Annotated in this window: 20 protein-coding genes and 1 pseudogene; all 21 read right to left on the bottom strand. The window is 66.6% G+C overall.

Annotated features, from left to right (window positions below; translation table 11 throughout):
- Positions 1-46: 46 nt before the first annotated feature.
- The 21 genes and pseudogenes from HW566_RS13950 to iolB all read right to left on the bottom strand — a co-directional run bounded on the left by HW566_RS13950 (position 47) and on the right by iolB (position 19,958).
- Positions 47-913, bottom strand: a complete 867-nt coding sequence (locus HW566_RS13950; RefSeq protein ID WP_178013838.1) for a CbtA family protein — start codon at positions 911-913, stop codon at positions 47-49.
- A 30-nt stretch (positions 914-943) separates the two neighbouring features.
- Positions 944-1,168 carry a CbtB domain-containing protein gene (locus HW566_RS13945; protein WP_178013837.1) on the bottom strand — a complete coding sequence of 75 codons (225 nt, stop codon included), beginning with the start codon at positions 1,166-1,168 and terminating at the stop codon, positions 944-946.
- A 36-nt stretch (positions 1,169-1,204) separates the two neighbouring features.
- On the bottom strand, positions 1,205-1,609 hold the full coding sequence (locus HW566_RS13940; protein ID WP_178013835.1) for a nitrile hydratase accessory protein: 405 nt from the start codon (positions 1,607-1,609) through the stop codon (positions 1,205-1,207).
- A 13-nt stretch (positions 1,610-1,622) separates the two neighbouring features.
- Positions 1,623-2,264, bottom strand: coding sequence for a nitrile hydratase subunit alpha (gene nthA / locus HW566_RS13935; protein ID WP_256728733.1), 642 nt, complete (start codon positions 2,262-2,264; stop codon positions 1,623-1,625).
- A 33-nt stretch (positions 2,265-2,297) separates the two neighbouring features.
- Positions 2,298-2,984: a nitrile hydratase subunit beta gene (gene nthB, locus HW566_RS13930; RefSeq protein WP_178013833.1), complete on the bottom strand. Its 687-nt coding sequence runs from the start codon at positions 2,982-2,984 to the stop codon at positions 2,298-2,300.
- Positions 2,985-3,033: 49 nt separating this feature from the next.
- Positions 3,034-4,584 carry an amidase gene (locus HW566_RS13925; protein WP_178013831.1) on the bottom strand — a complete coding sequence of 517 codons (1,551 nt, stop codon included), beginning with the start codon at positions 4,582-4,584 and terminating at the stop codon, positions 3,034-3,036.
- Positions 4,585-5,235: 651 nt separating this feature from the next.
- Positions 5,236-5,604 (bottom strand): helix-turn-helix domain-containing protein, encoded by a 369-nt coding sequence (locus tag HW566_RS13920; protein WP_178013828.1) that lies wholly within the window; start codon positions 5,602-5,604, stop codon positions 5,236-5,238.
- A 168-nt stretch (positions 5,605-5,772) separates the two neighbouring features.
- Positions 5,773-6,163: pseudogene (locus tag HW566_RS13915) on the bottom strand (acyl-CoA thioesterase).
- A gap of 23 nt (positions 6,164-6,186) precedes the next feature.
- Positions 6,187-7,272, bottom strand: a complete 1,086-nt coding sequence (locus HW566_RS13910; protein WP_178013826.1) for a transaldolase family protein — start codon at positions 7,270-7,272, stop codon at positions 6,187-6,189.
- On the bottom strand, positions 7,269-7,685 hold the full coding sequence (locus HW566_RS13905) for a tautomerase family protein (protein ID WP_178013824.1): 417 nt from the start codon (positions 7,683-7,685) through the stop codon (positions 7,269-7,271). Before HW566_RS13905 ends, HW566_RS13910 begins: the two co-directional genes overlap by 4 nt.
- Positions 7,686-7,718: 33 nt before the next feature.
- Positions 7,719-9,176: a sugar porter family MFS transporter gene (locus HW566_RS13900; RefSeq protein ID WP_178013822.1), complete on the bottom strand. Its 1,458-nt coding sequence runs from the start codon at positions 9,174-9,176 to the stop codon at positions 7,719-7,721.
- 119 nt (positions 9,177-9,295) lie between these two features.
- On the bottom strand, positions 9,296-10,306 hold the full coding sequence (locus HW566_RS13895; protein WP_178013820.1) for a Gfo/Idh/MocA family oxidoreductase: 1,011 nt from the start codon (positions 10,304-10,306) through the stop codon (positions 9,296-9,298).
- Positions 10,303-11,217 (bottom strand): sugar phosphate isomerase/epimerase family protein, encoded by a 915-nt coding sequence (locus HW566_RS13890; RefSeq protein ID WP_218621632.1) that lies wholly within the window; start codon positions 11,215-11,217, stop codon positions 10,303-10,305. Before HW566_RS13890 ends, HW566_RS13895 begins: the two co-directional genes overlap by 4 nt.
- Positions 11,218-11,267: 50 nt before the next feature.
- On the bottom strand, positions 11,268-12,311 hold the full coding sequence (locus HW566_RS13885) for a Gfo/Idh/MocA family oxidoreductase (protein ID WP_178013816.1): 1,044 nt from the start codon (positions 12,309-12,311) through the stop codon (positions 11,268-11,270).
- A 21-nt stretch (positions 12,312-12,332) separates the two neighbouring features.
- Positions 12,333-13,169, bottom strand: coding sequence for an ATP-binding cassette domain-containing protein (locus HW566_RS13880; protein ID WP_178013815.1), 837 nt, complete (start codon positions 13,167-13,169; stop codon positions 12,333-12,335).
- A 4-nt stretch (positions 13,170-13,173) separates the two neighbouring features.
- Entirely contained in the window at positions 13,174-14,217 is a 1,044-nt protein-coding gene (locus HW566_RS13875) for an ABC transporter permease (RefSeq protein ID WP_372955804.1), read from the bottom strand.
- Complete coding sequence (locus HW566_RS13870) at positions 14,214-15,182, bottom strand: substrate-binding domain-containing protein (RefSeq protein ID WP_178013794.1); 969 nt, start codon at positions 15,180-15,182, stop codon at positions 14,214-14,216. Before HW566_RS13870 ends, HW566_RS13875 begins: the two co-directional genes overlap by 4 nt.
- 208 nt (positions 15,183-15,390) lie before the next feature.
- Entirely contained in the window at positions 15,391-16,164 is a 774-nt protein-coding gene (locus tag HW566_RS13865) for a TIM barrel protein (RefSeq protein ID WP_178013792.1), read from the bottom strand.
- Between the two features lie 19 nt (positions 16,165-16,183).
- The gene (locus HW566_RS13860; RefSeq protein WP_178013790.1) at positions 16,184-17,116 is read right to left on the bottom strand and encodes a sugar phosphate isomerase/epimerase family protein; all 933 of its coding nucleotides are present in this window, start codon (positions 17,114-17,116) and stop codon (positions 16,184-16,186) included.
- Positions 17,113-19,035 (bottom strand): 3D-(3,5/4)-trihydroxycyclohexane-1,2-dione acylhydrolase (decyclizing), encoded by a 1,923-nt coding sequence (iolD, locus tag HW566_RS13855; protein WP_178014976.1) that lies wholly within the window; start codon positions 19,033-19,035, stop codon positions 17,113-17,115. The genes HW566_RS13860 and iolD overlap by 4 nt, the downstream gene beginning before the upstream one ends.
- Positions 19,032-19,958, bottom strand: a complete 927-nt coding sequence (iolB, locus tag HW566_RS13850) for a 5-deoxy-glucuronate isomerase (protein WP_178013788.1) — start codon at positions 19,956-19,958, stop codon at positions 19,032-19,034. The genes iolD and iolB overlap by 4 nt, the downstream gene beginning before the upstream one ends.
- Positions 19,959-19,962: the final 4 nt, after the last annotated feature.

Raw genomic sequence — 19,962 nt, 5'->3', positions numbered from 1 at the left:
CGCGTGGACGACGAAGTCGACGGTGGCACGCTCTCCCACCACGGGATCAGCCCACCTGCAGTGCGGGCTCGCGGCGCTCCGGTGCGACCTGCGCCCGCCGGGCGAGGGCCGTGTGGACGAGCGGCAACAGGACCCCGATCATGGCGTACAGCGCGAACGAGACGAGCAGAGAGCTCAATCGGAATCCCGCGAGCGCGTCTGCGGGAAAGCCGTCCAGCACCATGACGTCGCCATCGTGAAGCGGACCGGGGGTTTCGCTGCTCGTCCCCGATAGGTCGGCGTAGCTCGGCATGACGGCTCCCGCGATCACGACCACAGCCAGGTAACCCACGAGCGACGCGAGCGACCCGTACCACCAGCCGAGGCGGCGGGCGAGCGACCGCGCGCCCACGACGGCAATCATCATCGCGATCACCGAGATCGCCACCATCCCGAAGTACACCGCGCTGCGCTGGAGCACCGTGTCGGGATCACCCACCGCGGGAGGGTTGGTCGGGAAGATCGCGAACGGCACTGCGTAGCCCGCCACGAAGGTCAGCGCCGCCGCAGCCACGGAACGCCACCGCACAGCCAACCCCGGGAGCAAACGGCCGAGCGCGTACGCGGCGACACCGACGATGATCCCCACCGCCAAGCCGAACAGCCCGACCGAAAGGAGCACACCGCCCGTGGACTGCAGACCGCGTGAGATCTCCGTCTCCTCGCCGTGCGTGTGGGTGTGCCCGTCGGCGGCGAGGGCGTCGTCGTGACCGGAGCCCGCGAGGGAAGCCTCGACACCGGCACGAAGCTGCTCGTAAGCGATCGCAGACTCGATATGCGGTTCGACGACGACCATCGACAAGAGCGCCGCGAGCAGGCCACCGATGATCCCTGCGACCGCGCCGCTGATCACCGTGCGAGATTCGTTGCTCATCTCCATCCTCATCCTCGTGCCTGTGCCCACTCAGTGGCAGGGGAAACCGAGCAGGTGGCGGCCGTCGTGCATGATCTCGTGAATCGCCGTGCCCTCGGCGAAGACCGAGACGGCGCTCTGCTCGATGCCGACGAAGTAGTAGGCGGTCGCCGCGAGCAGGAGGCCCCCGGCGATCCAGGCGATGCGTCCCAGCACGCTGAGCTCTCGCGTCCGGACAGCCGAGAGCGGGCTCTCGATCGTGTGGGTGGTGGTCATGTGACTTCTCCTTCGGTCGTCGTCGAGCGTGGATGCTCAGTGATGGTGATGGTGATCGCGGTGCGCATGGTCGTGCGCGACGGGGTCGTGGTGTGCATGCTGATGCGTCGCATCTCGCGGAGTCTCGAGTACGTTCCTCGTACGCGCGTCGAGCTCGGACGCGTCGATGCCGACCCGATCCAGCACGAGGTTCTCGTACGCCTCGACCCAACGCGCGTAGTACTCCTCAGCGACGCCGGCCGATTCCGCGGAGTCGATCGCGTCGATCAGTGCGCCCTGGAACTCCGGCCAGGCGAATCGTCCCTGCTCGAACGATGCGATTCCGATCGCGAAGCTGCGCAGCTCCCATGGCGCGCGGAAAGACTCCTCTCCACCCGGTCGCAGCGTGGCGCCGGGGGCCTCGGATCGCAGCGTGTCGAGTTCGTCCTCTGTCAGCGTCACGCACTCGGCCACTTCACACCGCCTCAGGCGACAGGGCGAGACCCACGCCGATGAGAGAATCGCGGGTGACGAGGGCGGCGAGCTCCTCTTCGGACAACCCCTCCGAGCCTTCCGGACGCTTGGGGAGCACCCAGTAGCGCAGTTCCGCGCTCGAGTCCCACACCTTCACCTCGGTGCTGTCCGGCACCTCGACGCCGAACTCGCCGAGGACGACGCGCGGCTCGCGCACGACGCGACCGCGGTATGCGCTGGCCTTGTACCAGTTCGGCGGAAGCCCGAGCACGGGCCATGGGTAGCACGAGCACAGCGTGCACACGATCATGTTGTGCACGTCCTCGGTGTTCTCGACGGCCAACATGTCCTCACCTTGCAGGCCCCCGATGCCGAGTTCGGCGCAGGCTTCGGTCGCGTTGGCGAGCAGACGCTGTTTGAACTCGGAATCGGTCCACGCCCGCGCGACGACTTTCGCGCCCAGCTGCGGGCCGACCTCGTTCTCGTAGATGCCAGCGATCCGGTCGACCGCCTCCGCGGAGACGACGCCCTTCTCGATCAGGATCGACTCGAGCGCTTTGACTCGTGCGGTCATGTATTCGTCGAACGCGGCGCTCTCCGCGGGCACCATGGGGCCGCTGAAAGCATGTGTGTACTCCGGCATGTTCTCTCCTTGTCGTATAGGTGTGACGGGCTGCTACGCGGCGATCGGCTGGAGCAGGTACGGCTCCCAGAGATCGACGTAGACGGAGTCGTTGGGGTTGCCGATGCCCACGCCGAAGAGAGACTCGGCGGCGAACCGGACGGTGTAGACGTGCTGCGGGTCCTCGCCGCCCCCGTTCCCCGCCGTGTCCGGATAGACGAACGCCCCATGGACGGTCACGATCGTGCCGCTCCTACCGCGCACATAAGCCGCGCGACGGGTGTGATCGAAGGGGACGCTGTCGAGCACCCGCACGACATCGCCGACGGCGTATCGCGGCGCGACAGCGACGGCGCGACGCGCAGAGGCACCGTTGGCGGCGATCACTTCGACGAGGCTTTCGAGTGCGTCGTTGACGGTGGCCGGAAGCGGCGCGTCGACGTTCTCCAGGTAGAACTGCGTACGGCGCTCCAGCTCTGCCGCGTCGATGTCCTTCGCCGTCATGTAGTGCTCGAACGAGTGCATCCAGTGCGCGTAGTACGCGTGGGTCAGGTAGTCGACGGGTCGCATCTGCTCGATCCCGTAACGGAACTGGTCGATGTTGAAGTACCCGCCAGCGAATCCCTGCGAGAACATGGCGAACGCGGCGCGTTCCCACTCGGCATGGAAGACGGGCTCGTCCGCCTCGGGATCGATGGGCCCGAGCCCGTCCATCCCGCCGACGTCGTGGATTCCGTTCATGGTGATGCTTCCTTTCGTGAGGGTGCTGCCTGCCTGAGGGGAAAACGCGTCAACGGGGTGCGGCGGCGGACGCGACGACGGGGGCGCGGAGCGTGCCCTGCTGACGTTCGACGGCCTGCGCCACACGCAATCCGAGCGCATCACCGAACCGGGGCGCCACGATCATCAGACCGATCGGGAGCCCGTTCACGAGGCCGACGGGCACGGAAGTGGCAGGGTGTCCGCTGAGGTCGGTCGGCGCAGTATTCGCGATGGCAGCGAGCGCCTTCGTCAGATAGGCCGCCCGATCGTCACCGGGCTCCAGCAGCTTTCCCGCCGCATACGGTGTGGTGGGCAGGACCAGCACGTCGACGTCGCCGAGTGCGGCGTCGTAGGCGGCCCTCAACAAGGGCACGAGCATCTGCGCCTTCGCGTACGACGCACCGCCGCGCGCGTCGAGACTCCACGCCCCGGTCAGCGCGGTGACCTTCACCGTGTCCGAGAAGTCGTCGGCGTGCGCGATCTTGCCTTCGGCGAAGTGCGCGACCTGTTCGGGGTCGTAGAAGCCGGACACGCCGAGCCCGTAGCCGTTGCCGTTCAGCATTTGGTAGGTGGCTCCGTCCGTCGCGACGACCGACCACAACGCTGCGCCCGTGCGGTGCCACGGCACACTGATCGGCACGACTTCTGCCCCCTCCCCCGCCAGGGCCTCGGCGGCGGCGAGTACCGTCGCATCCGTGTCGGGATCGGAGAGCCCGTCGATGCCGAAGCCCTCCTGCAGGATTCCGATCCGCAGCCCCGCGACACCGTCATCCAGGGTCGCCGAGACATCTGCGATGGTTTCGCTCGTCTGGCGAGGATCGAGGCCGTCGGGTCCGGCGAGCACATCCAGCAGCACCGCGGCGTCACGTACGGTCCGCGCCATCGGGCCGAGGTGATCGATCGTTCGCTCGATCGGGAAAGCCCCCGTGAACGGCACGAGCCCGAATGTGGGCTTGTGCCCCACGATGCCGCTGAATGACGCTGGGATCCGCACCGACCCACCCTGGTCGCCACCGATCGCAAGATCGACCTCGCCAGCCGCGAGCAGCGCCGCGTTCCCGCTCGACGACCCGCCCGTCGTCCTCGACACGTCCCACGGGTTGAGCACCGGCCCCGAGACAGAGGTGAAACTGGAGCCTGAGAAACAGAGGTCCTCGCACACGGCCTTCCCGACCACGGTGCCGCCGGCGCCGAGAACGCGCTCGACGACGGTCGCATCACGGCTGGGGACGAATCCCTCGAGAGAACGGGACCCATTCGACATCGGTACACCCGCGACGGCGATGTTGTCCTTGATGACGACGCGCCGACCGTCCAGGGGGCCGTGGGCCCTGGGCGGGATGTGCGTCTTCACGTACCACGCGCCCAGAGGGTTCTGCTCGGGTGCGGGGAAATCCACCGCGCGCTCAGGGGGCGCCACAGCGACGTACTCGGCGTAAAGATCGTCGACCTCGTCGTAGGCGAGGGCGCCAGCGGCGACGAGCGGCAGCAGCTCGGCGACGTCGTCGTCTGACAGTCCGTAGCCGAACCGCTCGGCATACCGCCGTACATCCGCCTGTTCTGGTCGGGTGCTACTCATGTTCCCCTCCACGCTCCCTGTGTCGATCTGTCAATAGGTATTGCCGCAAAGGAATGATTCCTCATGGAGTCGTTCGTGTTTCCGGTGAGTAACACTTGGTTCGTCGCGAGGAGGTTGGTCAGCGCCGCACTGGATCAACCGTCTTGGGCGCACGGACGGCCGCGGGCTGCGGTCTGTACCAGCTGCAGTCCCGCCGGAAGTCGGCGATGTGAACGCATGGCGTGAGGGCGTGCGCGCGATCGCATCGCCAAATACCTGAAAGGGGGCGCGGACGTACGTCTTCCGCACCCTGGCCGACTCGACAGCGCGAAGATGCGCGAGCGCCTGCGGCGCTTCGTACGCACCGGCTTCCCGGCGCCGCAGCGGAGCGGGGCTGCGCTGGTCGCTGCCCATGACCTTCGCCGGCCGGACGACTACGTCTCGGTCGAGCTGCTGGTCCTTCCTGGCAGCTACGGGGAGTGCCCGCCAGCTACAGCGCTCGATGCAACGACGAGACGCTTGAGGTGACCTACCGCGGCAAGAACATCACCGACGGCCCCCGCGACCTGACCGTCGAGGGGGCCGTCGACTTCCTCGATTCGGCGAGCCGGCGAGCCGGCGAACGAGCGGGCCAGCCGGACGGCGACGTCTCTGGCGCGACGGCTGCCGCGATCAGCCGGGGGGCCGCAGATCGAGTGATTCGATGTCGATGACCTGCTTCGTGACCGCATAGATGAGCACCTGCACGCGGTCACGCACCCCCCATTTGGTCATGATTCGGCCGAGGTGAGCCTTGACCGTCGGCTCCGCGAGATGCAGCTGGCGCGCGATCTCGCCGTTCGAGCGTCCCTGCGCGAGAGCATCCACGATCGAGAGCTCGCGAGGCGTGAGAGGTGAGGGCTCTGATGCTCCGCCGATGACCCCCGGAAAGTCCCCCACCGAACGGATGAGGTCGCGCGTGACCCGCGGCGACATCACCGAACGGCCGGCATGAACCTCACGGATCGCTTCCAGGATGTCGTCCGGGTCGGTGTCCTTCACGAGGTAGCCAGACGCTCCGGCACGCAGTGCCGGAACGACGTGCCGACCACGGCACCGAGCACCGCATCCGAACGCACAGCCCCGACGGCCACCGAGTGCTCCGCGGCTGCACTCACGCCGGAGGTGAAGGTGGCGCGGCGATCAAGACGCCGTCGTACTGCCTCGCGGTCACGCGACGGGAATGCGGTCTCGGTTGTAGGTGATGTCCGTGTATCCATGGGAGATGGGCGCACCGTCAGGCTCTAGTCCGACGAACACGATTCGCTCCACAGCAAGGATTCGCTGGCGCGTCACCATGTTCCGCACTTCTGCGCGCATGGTGAGCGAGGTGCGACCAAATGCGACAGCACGAATGCCCAGTTCGACCAGGTCACCCTGCTTCGCTGAGCTCACGAACTCGATCTCGGACATGTACGGTGACGGCGCGAGGGTTGCCTATCTGGAGGATCGCGTAGATTGCCGCTTCCTCGTCGATCCATCGCAGCAGGCTCCCACCGAAGAGCGTTCCGTGGGCGTTGAGGTCTTCCGGCCGAACCCAGCGGCGCGACTGGAAGGTCATTTCTCCGTCCGTCGACACTGCGCTCACGCCGGCGGTACGAGCACATCACGCACGAGCGCGTCGAGCTGGGCGTCGGCGTCGAGGAACTGGCGCAGGGTATTCCGAGCAGCACCGAAGTCAGCGAACTCGTGATGCGCGAGACCGTAGGGCTCGTAAGCGCGGACGAACTCGGTGAGCCCCTGGAGCTCGTCGAGGATGGCGGGGTCGACGGGGACAGAGATCCGGTCACGGACCTCGATACCGTTCTCGTTGATCCGTGCCTGCCAGTCGAACGGCGGTGACACGACGAGGTCGCCTCCGACGAGCTCGGCCCACTGGAGGTGATTGCGGAAGGCCGCGGAGAGGATGCGGCTGCGGAACCCGCGCTCGACGAAGATGCCGTGCGCCCGCTTGAGCGCGGCGACGCCGGCCCACTCGAGCACGCCGGGGGTGACGAGGATGCGGTTCTTCGACGTCCAGGCCTTGAGCCAGTCGTCAAGGCGCCCGCCCATGATGGTCACGACGTGTCCGAACTCGTGCTCGGGCAGGCCGTCTGCCGCACGCCGGTCGAGCGCGCGCTCGAGCGCTTCGCCGACGGCCACAGCCTGTGCGACGGTGAATGAGAGGGTGGCGTTGATGCTTACCCCTCGGTACGCGGCCTCTTCCATCGCGGCGATCCCCGTGGCCGTCGCCGGGATCTTGACGATGATGTTCGGGGCGAGTCGGGAGAAATCCTCCGCCTGGGCAACCAGCGCGTCCTTGTCTCGGTGAAGGCGAGGGTCGGTTTGGATGGAGAGCCGTCCGTTCCGTCCCCCCGACGCCTCGAAAGCAGGCAGGAGCTGCGCGGCGCCGGCGACGGTCAGTTCCTTGACCGCGAGCCAACCGAGCTCGGACTCGCCGAGCGTGGGGTTCTCCGCCGCGAGCTCTCGGAGGCGGGGCACCCACTCGTCAGGGTGGTTCCGGATCGCGGTCAGGGCGATGACGGGATTGCAGGTCGCGCCGACGGCACCGAACTCGATGGAACGGCGAAGCTCCTCCGGGTCGGCGGAGTCGTTCCACAGCGCGGTCGGATATTGGGCGGCGGCGCGCGCGAGAGGAAGGCTCTCGGTCTGCGAGTCGAGGACGGTCATGCTGCTCCTCCGATGACGGCCTTGGCTGCGGGGACGGCGAGTTCGCCGGTGAGGTACTGCGCCCGTCCGAATCCGAACGACCAGTCCTGCGGGCCGTTCTCGACGTAACCGATGAAGACGTCTTCACCGCCGACCCCGACGCCGCTCAGGCGCTCGGCGATGGTGGCGTAGAGCTCCTGTTTCGCCTCGTCGCTGCGACCACGCTGGGTGAAGATCTGGATGACGACGGGGTCGGTGCGGTCGAATCCGAGGCCAGCGTCCTCGGCAACGATCGTCGCCGCGGGACGAGACGTGATGACCTGGAAGCGGTCCCGCTCGGGGATGCCGTAGACGGCGACGATCGCGTCGTGGATGGCGGCGGCGAGGACGTTGCCGTCGCGGGCGTCACTGTGGTCGATGCGGACGAGGGGCATGGTTCTTCTTCTTCCTGTGCGATTCGTACATGTTCAGCGACGCGCGCGGCGGCCGCGGTTGACGGTATAGATGGAGCCCGTGGTGACGCCCTCTTCGACGGCCTCCAAGGATTGGCCGCGAGTTTCGGGCAGCCATGTGTACATGACGACGAAGGCGATGGCGTTCACGACGGCGAAGCCGAGGAACGAGCCGGTGATCCCGAAGGTCGCGATGATGGTCGGGAAGAAGAGGCTGAGGAGCCCGTTGGTGATCCACAGACAGAAGACCGATAGCCCCATGCCGAAGGCGCGCACGCGCAGGGGGAAGATCTCGCTGAGGAGCACCCAGGTGGCGACGTTGAGGAACGTTCCCATGGCGCCGGCGAAGGCCACGACCAAGATCAGGATGACGAACGGCCTGGCCGGATTGCCGACAGGAAGCGCGAGCGAAGCCAGGCCGATGAGAGCGTGGCAGATCGTCGTCAGACCGTAGCCAAGGAGGAACGTCGTCCGCCGACTCATCCGGTCCATGAGCTTCAGCGCGATGAGTGCTCCGACCACGCTGATGACGCCGGGGGCGACGTTGGCGATGAGAGCGGCGCCTTCACCGAAGCCGGATTCCTTGAGGACGACCTGACCGTAGTAGAGGATCGAGTTGATGCCGGTCAGCTGCTGGAAGACCGCCACCGCGATGCCGATGAGCAGGATGCGAACGAACCATTTGTTGCTGCGGATGGCGTTCCACCCGTGATCCGTCGGTGCATCCTCTGCAGACGTGACCCCCTGCATCTCCACCAGCTCCGCCTCAGCACGCTCGTCGGAACGGACCGTCTTCAGCACCGCGAGGGCTTCCTCCGTCCGCCCTTTCGAGACGAGCCAGCGCGGCGATTCCGGCATTCGGAGCATGCCGATGAACAGCGCGGTGGCCGGGAGGGCGGCGACGGCGAGCATGATGCGCCAAACCCCATCGAGGTGACCGAGGGTGTTGCCGAGGATGGCGTTGACGATGAACGCGGCCAGCTGCCCGCTGACGATCATCACCTCGTTGCGGCCGGCGAGTGAACCGCGGATCTCGTAGGGTGCGAGCTCTGCCAGGTAGACGGGCACGACGGTCGATGCGCCGCCCACTGCCACGCCGAGCAGCACGCGCCCGATGGCGAGGACGAGCAGGTCAGGCGCGATCACACAGACGATGGCGCCGACGAAGAACGCGACGGCGAGCAACAGGATGGTCTTCCGACGCCCCCAGAAATCGGAGAGCCGCCCGATGAGCATCGCCCCGATGGCGGCACCGAAGAGGAGCGCACTGGTCACTACCCCCTCCGTGAATGCGGTCAGCCCGAGCTCCCGAGACATGGGGAGCAGTGCCCCGTTGATCACGCCCGTGTCGTATCCGAAGAGGAGGCCGCCGAAGGTCGCGATCAGCGCGACCATTCCGAGACGCCGCGAGTGCGGACCGTGGGTGAGAGGTGGCAGGCCTCCGACGACGAGACCTTGCTGAGCACCAGCCATAATCAGCTCCTTTGGAGATTTGGTTGTCCTAACATTCTCACGTCGTTACATCTAGGTCAAATCTCCATCAACACGAGAAGGCCGGGTCCCCCGGACCCGGCCTTCTTCTTGCGCCCCTGTCAGAGGGTGCCCCTCGTCACCGTGACGGGAAGATTCGTAGCCGCGGAGTCGATGGCGGCCAGTGCGATGGCGAGCGCGCGCTCGGCGTCCTGAACGCCGGGTGCGTCGACCTGCTCGCCGCGTGCGCCGGCGACGAAGACGCGGAGCTCCTCGCGGTATGCCTCGGCGAAGAGGTCGACATTCGAGCGCTCGGTCGGGGCGTGGTAGCCGGTGGCGTTCCAGGTGGACGTGCTGAGAGCCTGCGGGTGGCCGGCCTCGACGAGCCCGTCGCTGCCGAAGACTTCTCCGCGGATGTCATACCCGTACTTGGCCCAGAAGCTGGCCTCGGCGGTGGCGATGGAGCCGTTGGCGTAACGGATCTGGACCACGGCGGTGTCGAGGAGTCCGGTGTCGGCGAAGTCCGGATACGCAAGGGCTCCGGCCTGGGCGAAGACCTGGACGGGCTCGGTGCCGCGGTTGAACCAGTTGAGGGCGTCGAAGTCGTGGATCAGCGTCTCGAGGAAGATGATGTCCTTGCCGATGCGTCCGGGGTGTGAAACGCCCGGGTCACGGGTCAGAGAGCGCAGCTGGTGCGGCGTACCGATCCCGCCCTCGGCGATGACCGCTGCTGCGGCGGCGAACGACGGGTCGAACCGGCGGTTGAAGCCGATCTGGACATGCGGAGCACTGGCGGTACCTGCTGCGAGCTCCTCGATCTCGGCGAGGGTGAGGCCGGCGGGCTTCTCGATGAAGACCGACTTGCCGTTCTGCGCCGCCTTGACCGCGAGCGAGGTGTGGAAGCGCGCGGGGGTGCCGATGATGACGGCGTCGATCTCCGGGTCCGCCAGCGCCGCATCGACGTCCGTCGTGAAGCGGGCGTCGTACTTCTCAGCCAGCTTCTCGGCTGCGCCGTCGACGGGGTCGGCGACGAGCGCAAGGCGGGCACCGGGAACGTGATCGGCGATGTTGTCCGCGTGGACTCCGCCGATGAATCCGGCGCCGATGACGGCGATGTTGAGGGGCGTGCTCATGAACTTTCCTTCTCGTGGATGAGGTCTGAGGCCTCGATGGCCTCCGACAGGATGCGGACGCTCTCGGCCACACCGTCCAGGCGTGGCCGAGCTTCGTCTTCGTGTTCGATGCTGAGCATGCCGTCATAGCCGGCGCTGTGAAGCGCGGCGACGAATCGCGCCCAGTATCGAGCACCCTCGGGGTGTCCACTCCCCAGGGTGATGTAATTCCACGAACGGTCTGCAACCTGCTCGAACGGCGTCGTCTCGAGGGTGGTGTTGATCTGGGCGTCTCGAAGGATCTGCGTGTCCTTGGCGTGCACGTGACCGATAGCGCCCGGCACATCTGTCAGGGACGCGATGACCGCAATCGGATCCGCGCCCAACCACATCAGGTGGCTCGGGTCCAGGTTGATGCTGATCCGCTCGCCGACGGCGTCACGCAGTCGGCGGAATGAGCGCGGGTTGTAGACGAGCTGATGCGGGTGCAGTTCCAAGGCAACGGTGTGGACGCCGGAGTCGGCGGCCAGCGCGGCGACCTCCGTCCATGCGGGGATGGCAATGTCCCACTGATGGGCGAGAATCTCGTGATTCTCTGGCGGCCATGCTGTGGTCACCCAGTTCGGGTAGCGGTCCCCGGGTGCGGCAGGCAGCCCCGACATCGCCACGACGGTCGGGACGCCGAGCAACCCCGCGAGACGAATCGTGTCGTCGAGAACCCGCCTGTGCTCGACACCCGTCACCGGGTGGAGGATGTTCCCGCTCGCGTTCAACGCGGTGAGAGTCACCCCGTGACGAACCACGAGGTCAAGCAGCTCTGTACGCGCACCTTCGTCTGCGAGCAGTCGGTCGAGGTTCACGTGAGGCGCGGGCGACCAGTTGCCCGTGCCGAGTTCGATGTCCGTCACGCCGAGCTCGGCGGATTCGCGCACCGCCTGCTCGAGCGGACGGTCCCGAAGGCTGTCGGTGAACAGTCCGACTCTCATGCGGACACCGTGTCGCGGTAGATCGCGGGCGCCTCGAGCGCGTCCAAAGGAAGGAAGCGACCGTCACCGGCTTCCATCGCCTTCACCATGGCATCCGCCGCCCGCGTAGCAAGAAGCCCGTCCCACGCGTTCGCGAGGCGAGGATCTGGGTCACCACCGGCAGCGATGGAATCGACCCAGGCCTGCAGCTCCACCCGGTACGCGGCACTGTAGCGAGGTAGTGAGTCCGCGGGGAACCCGATACCCGCCGTGCGCTGGGCCCGGACCTCGATGAGGGCCGGTTCCGTCAGCCGGAGAGTGCCGTGCTCGAATACGGTCTCACAGCCGACTTCGTACCCGTACTCCGCCGAGATGAACATCTCGAGCGTGGTGAGCACTCCATCCGCGGTGCGGATCAGAAGCAGCTGCGGGTCGATGCGGGCCGTCCGGCTGGACGACCGACCCGACAGCCATGCCACCTCGGAGATGGGCGATCCGAGCAGCCACGGCACGAAATCGAACTCATGGACCGCGGACCCGGTGATCGTGTGGTCACTGCCGCCGGGGTACGGGTCTACGTTGCGGTGCAGGCAGTGCACCATGAGCGCCTGTCCGAACTCCTCGTTGGCCACGGCGGCGTGCAGGCGCAGACAGCCGGCGTCGAAGCGGCGCATGAAGCCGACGCTCACCAGACGGCGGCCGTGCTCAGCTTGGTACTCGACTTCACGGTCGATGACTGCCTGGCACTCGGCCTCCGTCGGGGCCAGCGGCTTCTCACACAGCACCGGCTGCCCGCGCTCGATCCCGGCGAGGATCAGCTCGGCGTGCGTCGAATCATGAGATGCGATGATCACCGCATCGACACTCTCGTGGTCGAGGGCGGCCAGCGCGTCGGAGGTGACGAGCACGTCGCCGTTCACTTCAGCAGCGACGGCTCGCGCGCGGTCGACATCGAGGTCGACGAGCGCTGCGAGGCGCGCACCGGCGATCTCGCTGCCGATGCGGCGCGCGTGGTCGCCGCCCATCATTCCGGCGCCGATGACGGCGACTCCAATAGTCATGCTGTCCACTTCTTCATCTGGTCAGATGCGGTCGCGGCCGAGCTCGTGCGCGAGAGCGTCGAGCTCGGCACCGCCCGCCATGAGGCGCGTCAGCTCGTCGACGGTGATCTCGCGCTTGTGGTGGTAGCCGATGCTCGTCCCGCGCTTGAGCAGGAGGAACTTGTCGCCGACCGGGAAGGCGTGATGGGGGTTGTGCGTGATGAAGACGATGCCCAGGCCGCGGTCGCGCGCCTGTGCGATGTACTTCAGCACGACGCCGGCCTGCTTCACACCGAGAGCCGAGGTCGGCTCGTCGAGGATGAGCACCTTCGCGCCGAAGTAGACGGCGCGAGCGATCGCTACGGACTGACGCTCTCCCCCGGAGAGCGTGCCGATCGGCTGGTCCACGTCGCGGAGGTCGATGCCCATGTTGAGCAGCTCCTGACGCGTGATCTCCTTCATCGCCTTCACGTCGAGACGACGGAACGGACCCCACCCGGCGGTGAGCTCGGAGCCGAGGAAGAAGTTGCGCCAGATCGGCATCAACGGCGCGACGGCCAGCCCCTGGTAGACGGTGGCGATTCCACTGTCGAGTGCCTCGCGCGGGGACGAGAAACTCACGTCCTCGCCGTAGAGGCGCAGGGTGCCGTCGGTGTGTTTGTGCGACCCCGCGAGGATGTTGATGAGGGTCGACTTGCCTGCGCCGTTGTCGCCGAGGACGCAGAGCACCTCGCCGGCCGCGAGACTGGCGGAGACGCCCTTGAGAGCGATGATGGAGCCGTAGGTCTTACCGATGCCTTCGACTTCGAGGATCGGAGGGGCTGGCGTGACCGCCTTGTTCAGCGGAGTGCTCTCAGTGGGGAGCTTGGTGTCGGTCATGATGTCAGTCCTTCGCGCCGGCGGTGCGCCGGACGTAGAGATTCACGAGCACGGCAGCCAGGAGCAGGATGCCGAGGATCGCCTTGAGCCAGTTGCTGTCCCAGCCTGCGAAAACGATGCCCTGGTAGGTCATGCCGTAGATCAGGGCGCCGAAAGCCGGACCGATGACGGATCCGTAGCCGCCCGTGAGCATGCAGCCGCCGACGACGGCACAGATGATGTAGATGAACTCCTGGCCCACACCGGTCGTGGCCTGCACGGTGGTGACGTCGAACAGCATGAGCATGCCGACCAGCCAGCCGCAGGTGGCGGTGGTCATGAACAGTCCGATGCGCACGCGCGTCACGGGGACACCGACCTGACGGGCACTGTTGGGCGCGCCGCCGACCGCGAAGATCCAGTTGCCGACGCGGGTGCGAAGCAGCACCCAGCTGGCGACGGCGAGGATGGCGACCCACCAGATGATGGCGACCTTGAGGTTGAACCCTCCGATGGAGATGGTGCTGCCGAAGATGGCTCGGGGCTGCTCGAAGGACGGCACGTTCGTCATACCGGAGATGGCGACCGCACCGGTGATGAGCTTGGTGACGGCGAGGTTGACGCCCTGAAGGACGAAGAACGTCGCGAGGGTGATGATGAAGCTCGGCACACCGGTCTTGACCAGGATGTATCCGTTGACGAAACCGACGGCCAGCGCCATGGCGAGCGATACGAGGATCGCGACCCAGATGTTCAGGCCCCACGTGGTGGTCGTGATGCCGACCGCGAGCCCGGTGGCGCCGGTCATCGCGCCGGCGGAGAGATCGAACTCCCCGCCGATCATCAGGAGCGCGACACCGACAGCCATGATGCCGAACAGCGAGGACGAGTACAGCCAGGTGGAGGCGCCGGCGGGGGTGAGGAAGGCGGAGGTGCCGACGGAGAAAGCGATGAACAAGAGGATCGCAGCCACTGCTGCGCCGACCTCAGGTCGGCGCAGCAGCTTTGCGAAGCCACTCGTGCGCGCAAGTCGTTCGTCAGCGACGGCGACGGTGGCTGTGGACATCAGCGGGTGCCCTCCGTGATCCACTTCTCGACGGTGTCGGCGTTGTCGGCGTCGATGAACGTCGGGCCGGTGCTGACGGCCTGTCCACCGCCGAGAAGGTTGCCGTAGCGGGCGGCGAGGGCGACGGTGCTGACGCCGACGTATCCCTGGGAGAAGCCCTGCTGGTCGACCGCGAACAGGATCTTGCCGTCAATGATGGCCTGGATGGTGTCGGCGTTCGGGTTGTACGTCGTGACGACGGCGGAGCTGCCCGTCTGCTCGACGGCCTGCGTGGCAGCCTGACCGATGTCGGAGTTGATGGTGACGACGACGTCGACCGAGGGGTTCGCCTGGAGGCTGGAGGAGATCGTGCTCTGCACGTCGGCGAGGTTGGTGCCGTCTACCTGAAGGGTGGTGGATTCGAGTCCGGCCGTCTCGGCGAGGACCTTGCAGGTCGTCTCGAGGTAGGTGTTCCCAGCCTCCTGCACGACGCAGAGAGCACTCTTCTTGCCCGCCTCGACGAGACGCTCCCCGCTCTGCTGAGCGGCCGTGGTCGCATCCTGCCCGACGTGGGTGATGGCTCCGAACTCGGCGAACCTGTCTGCGCCGGCGTTGATGGTCACGACCGGGATACCGGCGGCGGTCGCGTCCTCGATGGCGTCACGGACCCCGTCGGGGTTGGCCATCGATACGACCAGCCCGTCGACGCCGTCGGCGATGGCGGATGCGATGAACTGGCTCTGCTTCACGGGGTCGTTGTCCCCCTGATAGCTGACGGCGATACTGAGGTCGGTGCCCGCCTGCTCTGCGCCGCTCTTGACCTTGTCCCAGAACGGGTCTCCGGCCGGCGAGTGCGTGACGACGGCGATCTTGATGTCGTCCGCCGGCTTCTCTGCGCTGCCGCTGCTGTCCTGACCCGTGCCGGAACAGCCGGCTAGACCCAGCACGAGGGCCGCTCCCGCCGCCACAATGGCTACTGATCGCTTCATGTCTTCATACCCTTCATTGGATACTTGTCCCTGGAACACCGGGTGTGTTCGCTGGTCGTGGCGCCCCATCCCAGGGTGGTGGGGCCGAGCTCACGAATTCATGTCCGGTCTTCGCGGTGCGACTCCGTTGTCACGAGCTTCGTGCTTGAGAAAAATGTAAGCACAAACGTATGTACTGTCAAATGTCGTTTTGGTTACGGACTGCGTTTTACGAAAATGCGGCGCGGAACGCCTCGAGCGCGCCATCCGAGTCGTCGCGCGCCCAGCCCTCGAGACCGATGACCCCGTTGTACTGCAGATCGCGCAGCGCTGCCGCGATGGCCGGATAGGCGATCTCGCCCGTGCCGGGCTCGAAGCGTCCGGGAACGTCAGCGATCTGGATCTCGCCCACCCACGGAAGCGCCTGACGCACCAGTTCGATGAGATTTCCCTCCCCGATCTGCGCATGGTAGAGATCGAGGTTCAGCCGCAGATGCGGATTGTCGACTGCGGAGACGAGAGCGATGGTGTCAGCGGCCTTCGCGAACGGCGTGCCTGGGTGGTCCACCGCGGTGTTCAGGTTCTCAAGCGTGAAGACCCGTCCCGCCCTTGCTCCAAGTTCGGCCAGGCGCGTGAGAGTGTCGGCGGCGGTTATCCACTCGGCTCCCGTCACGCTGTCCTGCGGCCTGACCGGCAGACCGACGGAGTCCAGGCCGGTGCCGTGCAGGTTCAGGCGTGGACTGTCGATGATGTCCGCGGCGCGAAGCGACTCCTCCGCCGTGCTCAAGAGCTCCGCAATGCCCTCGTCGGTGGTGAGATCGCCGCGGAGGTACCCGGTCATGGAAGAGAAGGTCGCCTCTGTGGCGGCAAGCGCAGGCAGGTCTTTATCAGCCCAATTCCAGATCTCCACTTCGAAACCGGAATCGTGGATCCGGTTGACGCGGTCGACGAACGGGAGGTCGCGGAAGAGCATCTCGGCAGATGCCGCGAGGCGGTAGGTCATGGTGCTCCTTGGTGGACGTTCAGTGTGCCGCGGTGGGGACCCAGGCGTTGAGCGCCTGGCGGCTGGTCTGATGGTCGGCGACGCGGTCGCGGAAGAAGTCAGCGAGGTCGACGTCGGGCCCGGGAAGGATGTCTTGCTCCACGACGATCCACCCGGCGTACCCTCGAGCGAGGAGCGAGTCCAGTACCTGAGGAATGGCGAGATCACCTTCACCGAGGGCCACGAACGCTCCCGACGACCAGACGTCGAGCATCCCCGCTCCGCTGCGGAGCAGGCGGTTGAGGAGCTCGGTATTCACGTCCTTCAGGTGGAGGTGGTTCACGCGTGCGCCCCAGCGTTCGACCGCGGTGGCGAGGTCGCCGCCGGCGACGGCGAGGTGCCCGGTGTCGAGGGTGAGGCCGATGTCGACGCGGTCCAGTAGGAGGTCGACTTCGGCGGGCGACTCGACGAACGTGCCCGCGTGGTGGTGGAAGGTCGGCTCGAGTCCCGCGGAACGAACGAGGCTCACTGCAGCGTCCAGGTTGCGTGCGAGGCGGTCGCGCTGTTCCTGCGTCGTCGGCTGCACGTCCGAACCACGGCCGGGTGCGAGCACCCGCTCCGGAGAGCCGGAGTCCGCGAGAGTCGGCAGAGGCAGGAGCGACGGGCTGGTCTCGGCTACCGCGCTGAACGTCTCCAAAGCCGAGTGTAGGCGCGGCAGTGCCGCAGCGAACGCGTCGTCATCGGTGAGAGGCAGGTCCACCCACCCACCGGCGAGTTCGAGACCATACTCGCGCAGCTTCTGCGGCACGCTCGACGCGTCGCCGAGGAACCCGGTTGGTCCGAGGTCCACGCCGGTGTAGCCGTTCTCGGCCAGCGTACGGAGCATGTCGTCCGCGCTGAGGGTGGCGGCGCCGTCGGGGGTCAGTTCGAAGACTCCGAAGCTGACGGGTGCGCCTGCGACAGCCAGTGTCATCGCTTCGCCTTTCCGAGCAGGGGACGCTGCGAGAGACGCAGATCCTCGTAGGACTCCCGCGCCTGTTGCGTGCTGGGGAGTGTGGAGACCTCCGGGACGGGAACGTCCCACCATCCCGCACCGTCGGGAGCGTAGATGAGGGGGTCGCTGTTGATGTGGATGAAGGTCGAGCTGTCCGAGGCTTTGGCTGCGGTGACAGCTGCGGACAGATCGTCGATGGCGGACGGTCCAGGCTCGATCTCGACGACGTCGAGTCCGTAACTGCGAGCGTTAGCGGCGAGGTCGATGGGGAGGCGCGCATCGCCCTGGAAGTTGCGGGCGTCGGCGTTGTACTCGCGATACAACGTGCCGAAGCGCTCGGACCCGACGGTCTCGGAGAGGTGGCCGATGGACGCGTACCCGTGGTTCTGGATGAGGACGAAGATCACCTTGATGCCTTCGGCGACCGCGGTCACCAGCTCCGTATTGAGCATCAGGTACGAGCCGTCACCGACCATGACGATGACGTCGCGGTCGTCCCCTGCGGCGAGCAGGCCACGCTTGACCCCGATTCCACCAGCGATCTCATAGCCCATGCAGGAGAACGCGTATTCGACGTGGTAGCCCAGTGCATCGCGCACGCGCCACAGCTTGTGGAGGTCGCCGGGCAACGAGCCGGCGGCCTGCACGATGACGTCCTTCGGAGCCGACGCCGCCTGGACGGCCCCGATGATCTCAGGCTGCCCGGGAAGGGACAGTCCGGAGCGCGCGAAGGCGGCATCGACGGCGGAATCCCACTCACTCTTGTCCGCGCGGATGCGCTGCGCGTAGTCGCTGTCGACCGTGTAGTCCTCCAGAGCCGTGATGAGCTCCACAAGGGTCTCGCGGGCGTCGGCTATGACAGGCACTTCCGTGCCGTGCTTGTAGGCGTCGAAAGAGGCAACGTTGATGTTGACGAACGTGACGTCGGCGTTCTGGAACGCGGTGCGTGAGGCAGTGGTGAAGTCGCTGTAACGGGTACCGATCCCGATGATGACGTCAGCGTCGGCTGCGAGACGGTTGGCAGCGAGGGTGCCGGTGGCTCCGATTCCGCCGAGGTACTGCGGGTGGTCCCACGCGAGCACTCCGCCTCCGGCCTGGGACGTGCCGACCGCGATGCCGGTCACCTCGACGAACTCGCGCAATTGCTCTTCCGCTGAGGAGTAGAGCACGCCGCCGCCTGCGACGATGAACGGACGCTTCGCTCCACGAATCGCCTGAACGGCGGCCGCGAAGGCATCCCGGTCGGCGCGTGGACGGCGGATGCGCCATTCCCGGTCCTGCAGGAATTCCAGCGGCACTTCGAGACGTTCAGCCTGCACGTCTTCCGGCAGGGCGATGGTTACGGCGCCGGTTTCGACGGGGTCGGTGAGCACCCGCATCGCGCCGAGGGCGATCGAGTACAACTGCTCGGGTCGCTCGACACGGTCGAAGAATCGAGACACCGGCCGGAAGGCGTCGGTCACCTGGATGCCGAGGTCGTGCGGGTGCTCGAGTTGCTGCAAGACCGGATCCGCAACGCGCGTCGCGAAAGTGTCGCTGGGCAGAAGAAGCGCGGGAAGACGGTTCGAGGTGGCGAGAGCGGCCCCGGTGAGCATGTTCGCAGCGCCCGGTCCGACGGAGGCCGCGGACGCGAACGTGCCGCGACGACGGTGAACGCGGGCGTACCCCACCGACTGGTGCACCATGGCCTGCTCATTGCGTGCCTGGTAGTACGGCATCAGGTCGGGCTGTTCGACGTTCAGCTGTTTGAGGGCCTGGCCGACACCGGCGACGTTCCCGTGGCCGAAGATGCCGAAGATGCCCGGGATGGTCCGTTCGCGGAGGTCGCCGTCCACGGTCCACTGGTGTGCGAGGAACTCCACGAGCGCCTGGCTGACGGTCATCGTCTTCGTCGTCATCGGCGAATGCCCTTCTTGTCGTCGTGCGTATAAGGGAGCCTGGAGTCGAACTCCTGGCCATCCCAGGTCTGGCGAACCCACGCGTGTGCGGGGTCGTCGCTGATGAGCCATGCGCGCTCAGGATCGGGCCCCGCCATGACATTGAGGTAGTAGAGGTCGTATCCGGGGGCTGCAACGGCCGGACCGTGGTAGCCGAAGGGGACGAGGGCGATGTCGCCCGTGCCCACCCTGGCGTTGATGTCGATGTTTCCCGCCGGTGATGAGTATGCGCTGAACATTCCGAATGCGCCGTCGGCAGCATCCGGGTTCCCTTCCAGCCTGGCGGGGGCGCTCTCGAAGTAGTAGATCTCCTCGAGGCGTGACTCGTCGCCGGGCTTGTTCTCGTCATGCTTGTGCGGCGGATACGACGACCAGTTCTCGGCGGGTGTGATGACCTCGCAGACGATGAGCCGTACAGCGTCGAGTGCTTGAGGTGTCCCGAAGTTGTGGACCTGTCGGCTCGAGCGGCCTGCACCGCGGAGCTCTACGGGCGTCTCCTGCGGCGGGATGTACTTCCACGGCCGATGTTCGGTGGTCCGCGCCTCAGCCACGGCGACCCGCCCCTCCCCGGTGATGGCGGCGGTGGTGCCCGCCCCGAGATAGAGGACGTCGGTCGGGCCGTCGAAGACCGAGGAGCGTCCATGCAGGCGCGTGTGCCACTCACCGGGGTGGTGATGGTGAACGATGCGGAAGGTGCCAGCGAGGGGCACGATGATCCGTTCGACACCGCGGTCGGCTAGATCCATGGTGTCGCCGTCCGTGAGATCGGCGATGCGGATGCCCGTGTGCTCCCAACCAGGGAGCGAAGCATCGACGACGCTCTCCCATCCATCGCGAGCCAGCTCGCCCTGACGATGGAACCAACGGTCCTCGGTGGTGCTCATGATC

Origin of the sequence: Microbacterium oleivorans, from assembly GCF_013389665.1 — a bacterium.
Taxonomy (GTDB): Bacteria; Actinomycetota; Actinomycetes; order Actinomycetales; family Microbacteriaceae; genus Microbacterium; species Microbacterium oleivorans_C.
Note: the sequence above shows the minus strand (reverse complement) of the source record. Positions and strands in the feature narration are given on the sequence as shown.

Excerpts from the sequence above, each read along its gene's own strand:
- iolD (WP_178014976.1), bottom strand. The coding sequence starts at position 19,035 with ATGACGACGAAGACGATGACCGTCAGCCAGGCGCTCGTGGAGTTCCTC.
- HW566_RS13880 (WP_178013815.1), bottom strand. The coding sequence starts at position 13,169 with ATGACCGACACCAAGCTCCCCACTGAGAGCACTCCGCTGAACAAGGCG.
- HW566_RS13945 (WP_178013837.1), bottom strand. The coding sequence starts at position 1,168 with ATGACCACCACCCACACGATCGAGAGCCCGCTCTCGGCTGTCCGGACG.
- HW566_RS13885 (WP_178013816.1), bottom strand. The coding sequence starts at position 12,311 with ATGACTATTGGAGTCGCCGTCATCGGCGCCGGAATGATGGGCGGCGAC.
- HW566_RS13910 (WP_178013826.1), bottom strand. The coding sequence starts at position 7,272 with ATGACCGTCCTCGACTCGCAGACCGAGAGCCTTCCTCTCGCGCGCGCC.
- HW566_RS13895 (WP_178013820.1), bottom strand. The coding sequence starts at position 10,306 with ATGAGCACGCCCCTCAACATCGCCGTCATCGGCGCCGGATTCATCGGC.
- nthA (WP_256728733.1), bottom strand. The coding sequence starts at position 2,264 with ATGCCGGAGTACACACATGCTTTCAGCGGCCCCATGGTGCCCGCGGAG.
- HW566_RS13870 (WP_178013794.1), bottom strand. The coding sequence starts at position 15,182 with ATGAAGCGATCAGTAGCCATTGTGGCGGCGGGAGCGGCCCTCGTGCTG.
- HW566_RS13900 (WP_178013822.1), bottom strand. The coding sequence starts at position 9,176 with ATGGCTGGTGCTCAGCAAGGTCTCGTCGTCGGAGGCCTGCCACCTCTC.
- iolB (WP_178013788.1), bottom strand. The coding sequence starts at position 19,958 with ATGAGCACCACCGAGGACCGTTGGTTCCATCGTCAGGGCGAGCTGGCT.
- HW566_RS13865 (WP_178013792.1), bottom strand. The coding sequence starts at position 16,164 with ATGACCTACCGCCTCGCGGCATCTGCCGAGATGCTCTTCCGCGACCTC.
- HW566_RS13860 (WP_178013790.1), bottom strand. The coding sequence starts at position 17,116 with ATGACACTGGCTGTCGCAGGCGCACCCGTCAGCTTCGGAGTCTTCGAA.
- nthB (WP_178013833.1), bottom strand. The coding sequence starts at position 2,984 with ATGAACGGAATCCACGACGTCGGCGGGATGGACGGGCTCGGGCCCATC.
- HW566_RS13905 (WP_178013824.1), bottom strand. The coding sequence starts at position 7,685 with ATGCCCCTCGTCCGCATCGACCACAGTGACGCCCGCGACGGCAACGTC.
- HW566_RS13925 (WP_178013831.1), bottom strand. The coding sequence starts at position 4,584 with ATGAGTAGCACCCGACCAGAACAGGCGGATGTACGGCGGTATGCCGAG.
- HW566_RS13950 (WP_178013838.1), bottom strand. The coding sequence starts at position 913 with ATGAGCAACGAATCTCGCACGGTGATCAGCGGCGCGGTCGCAGGGATC.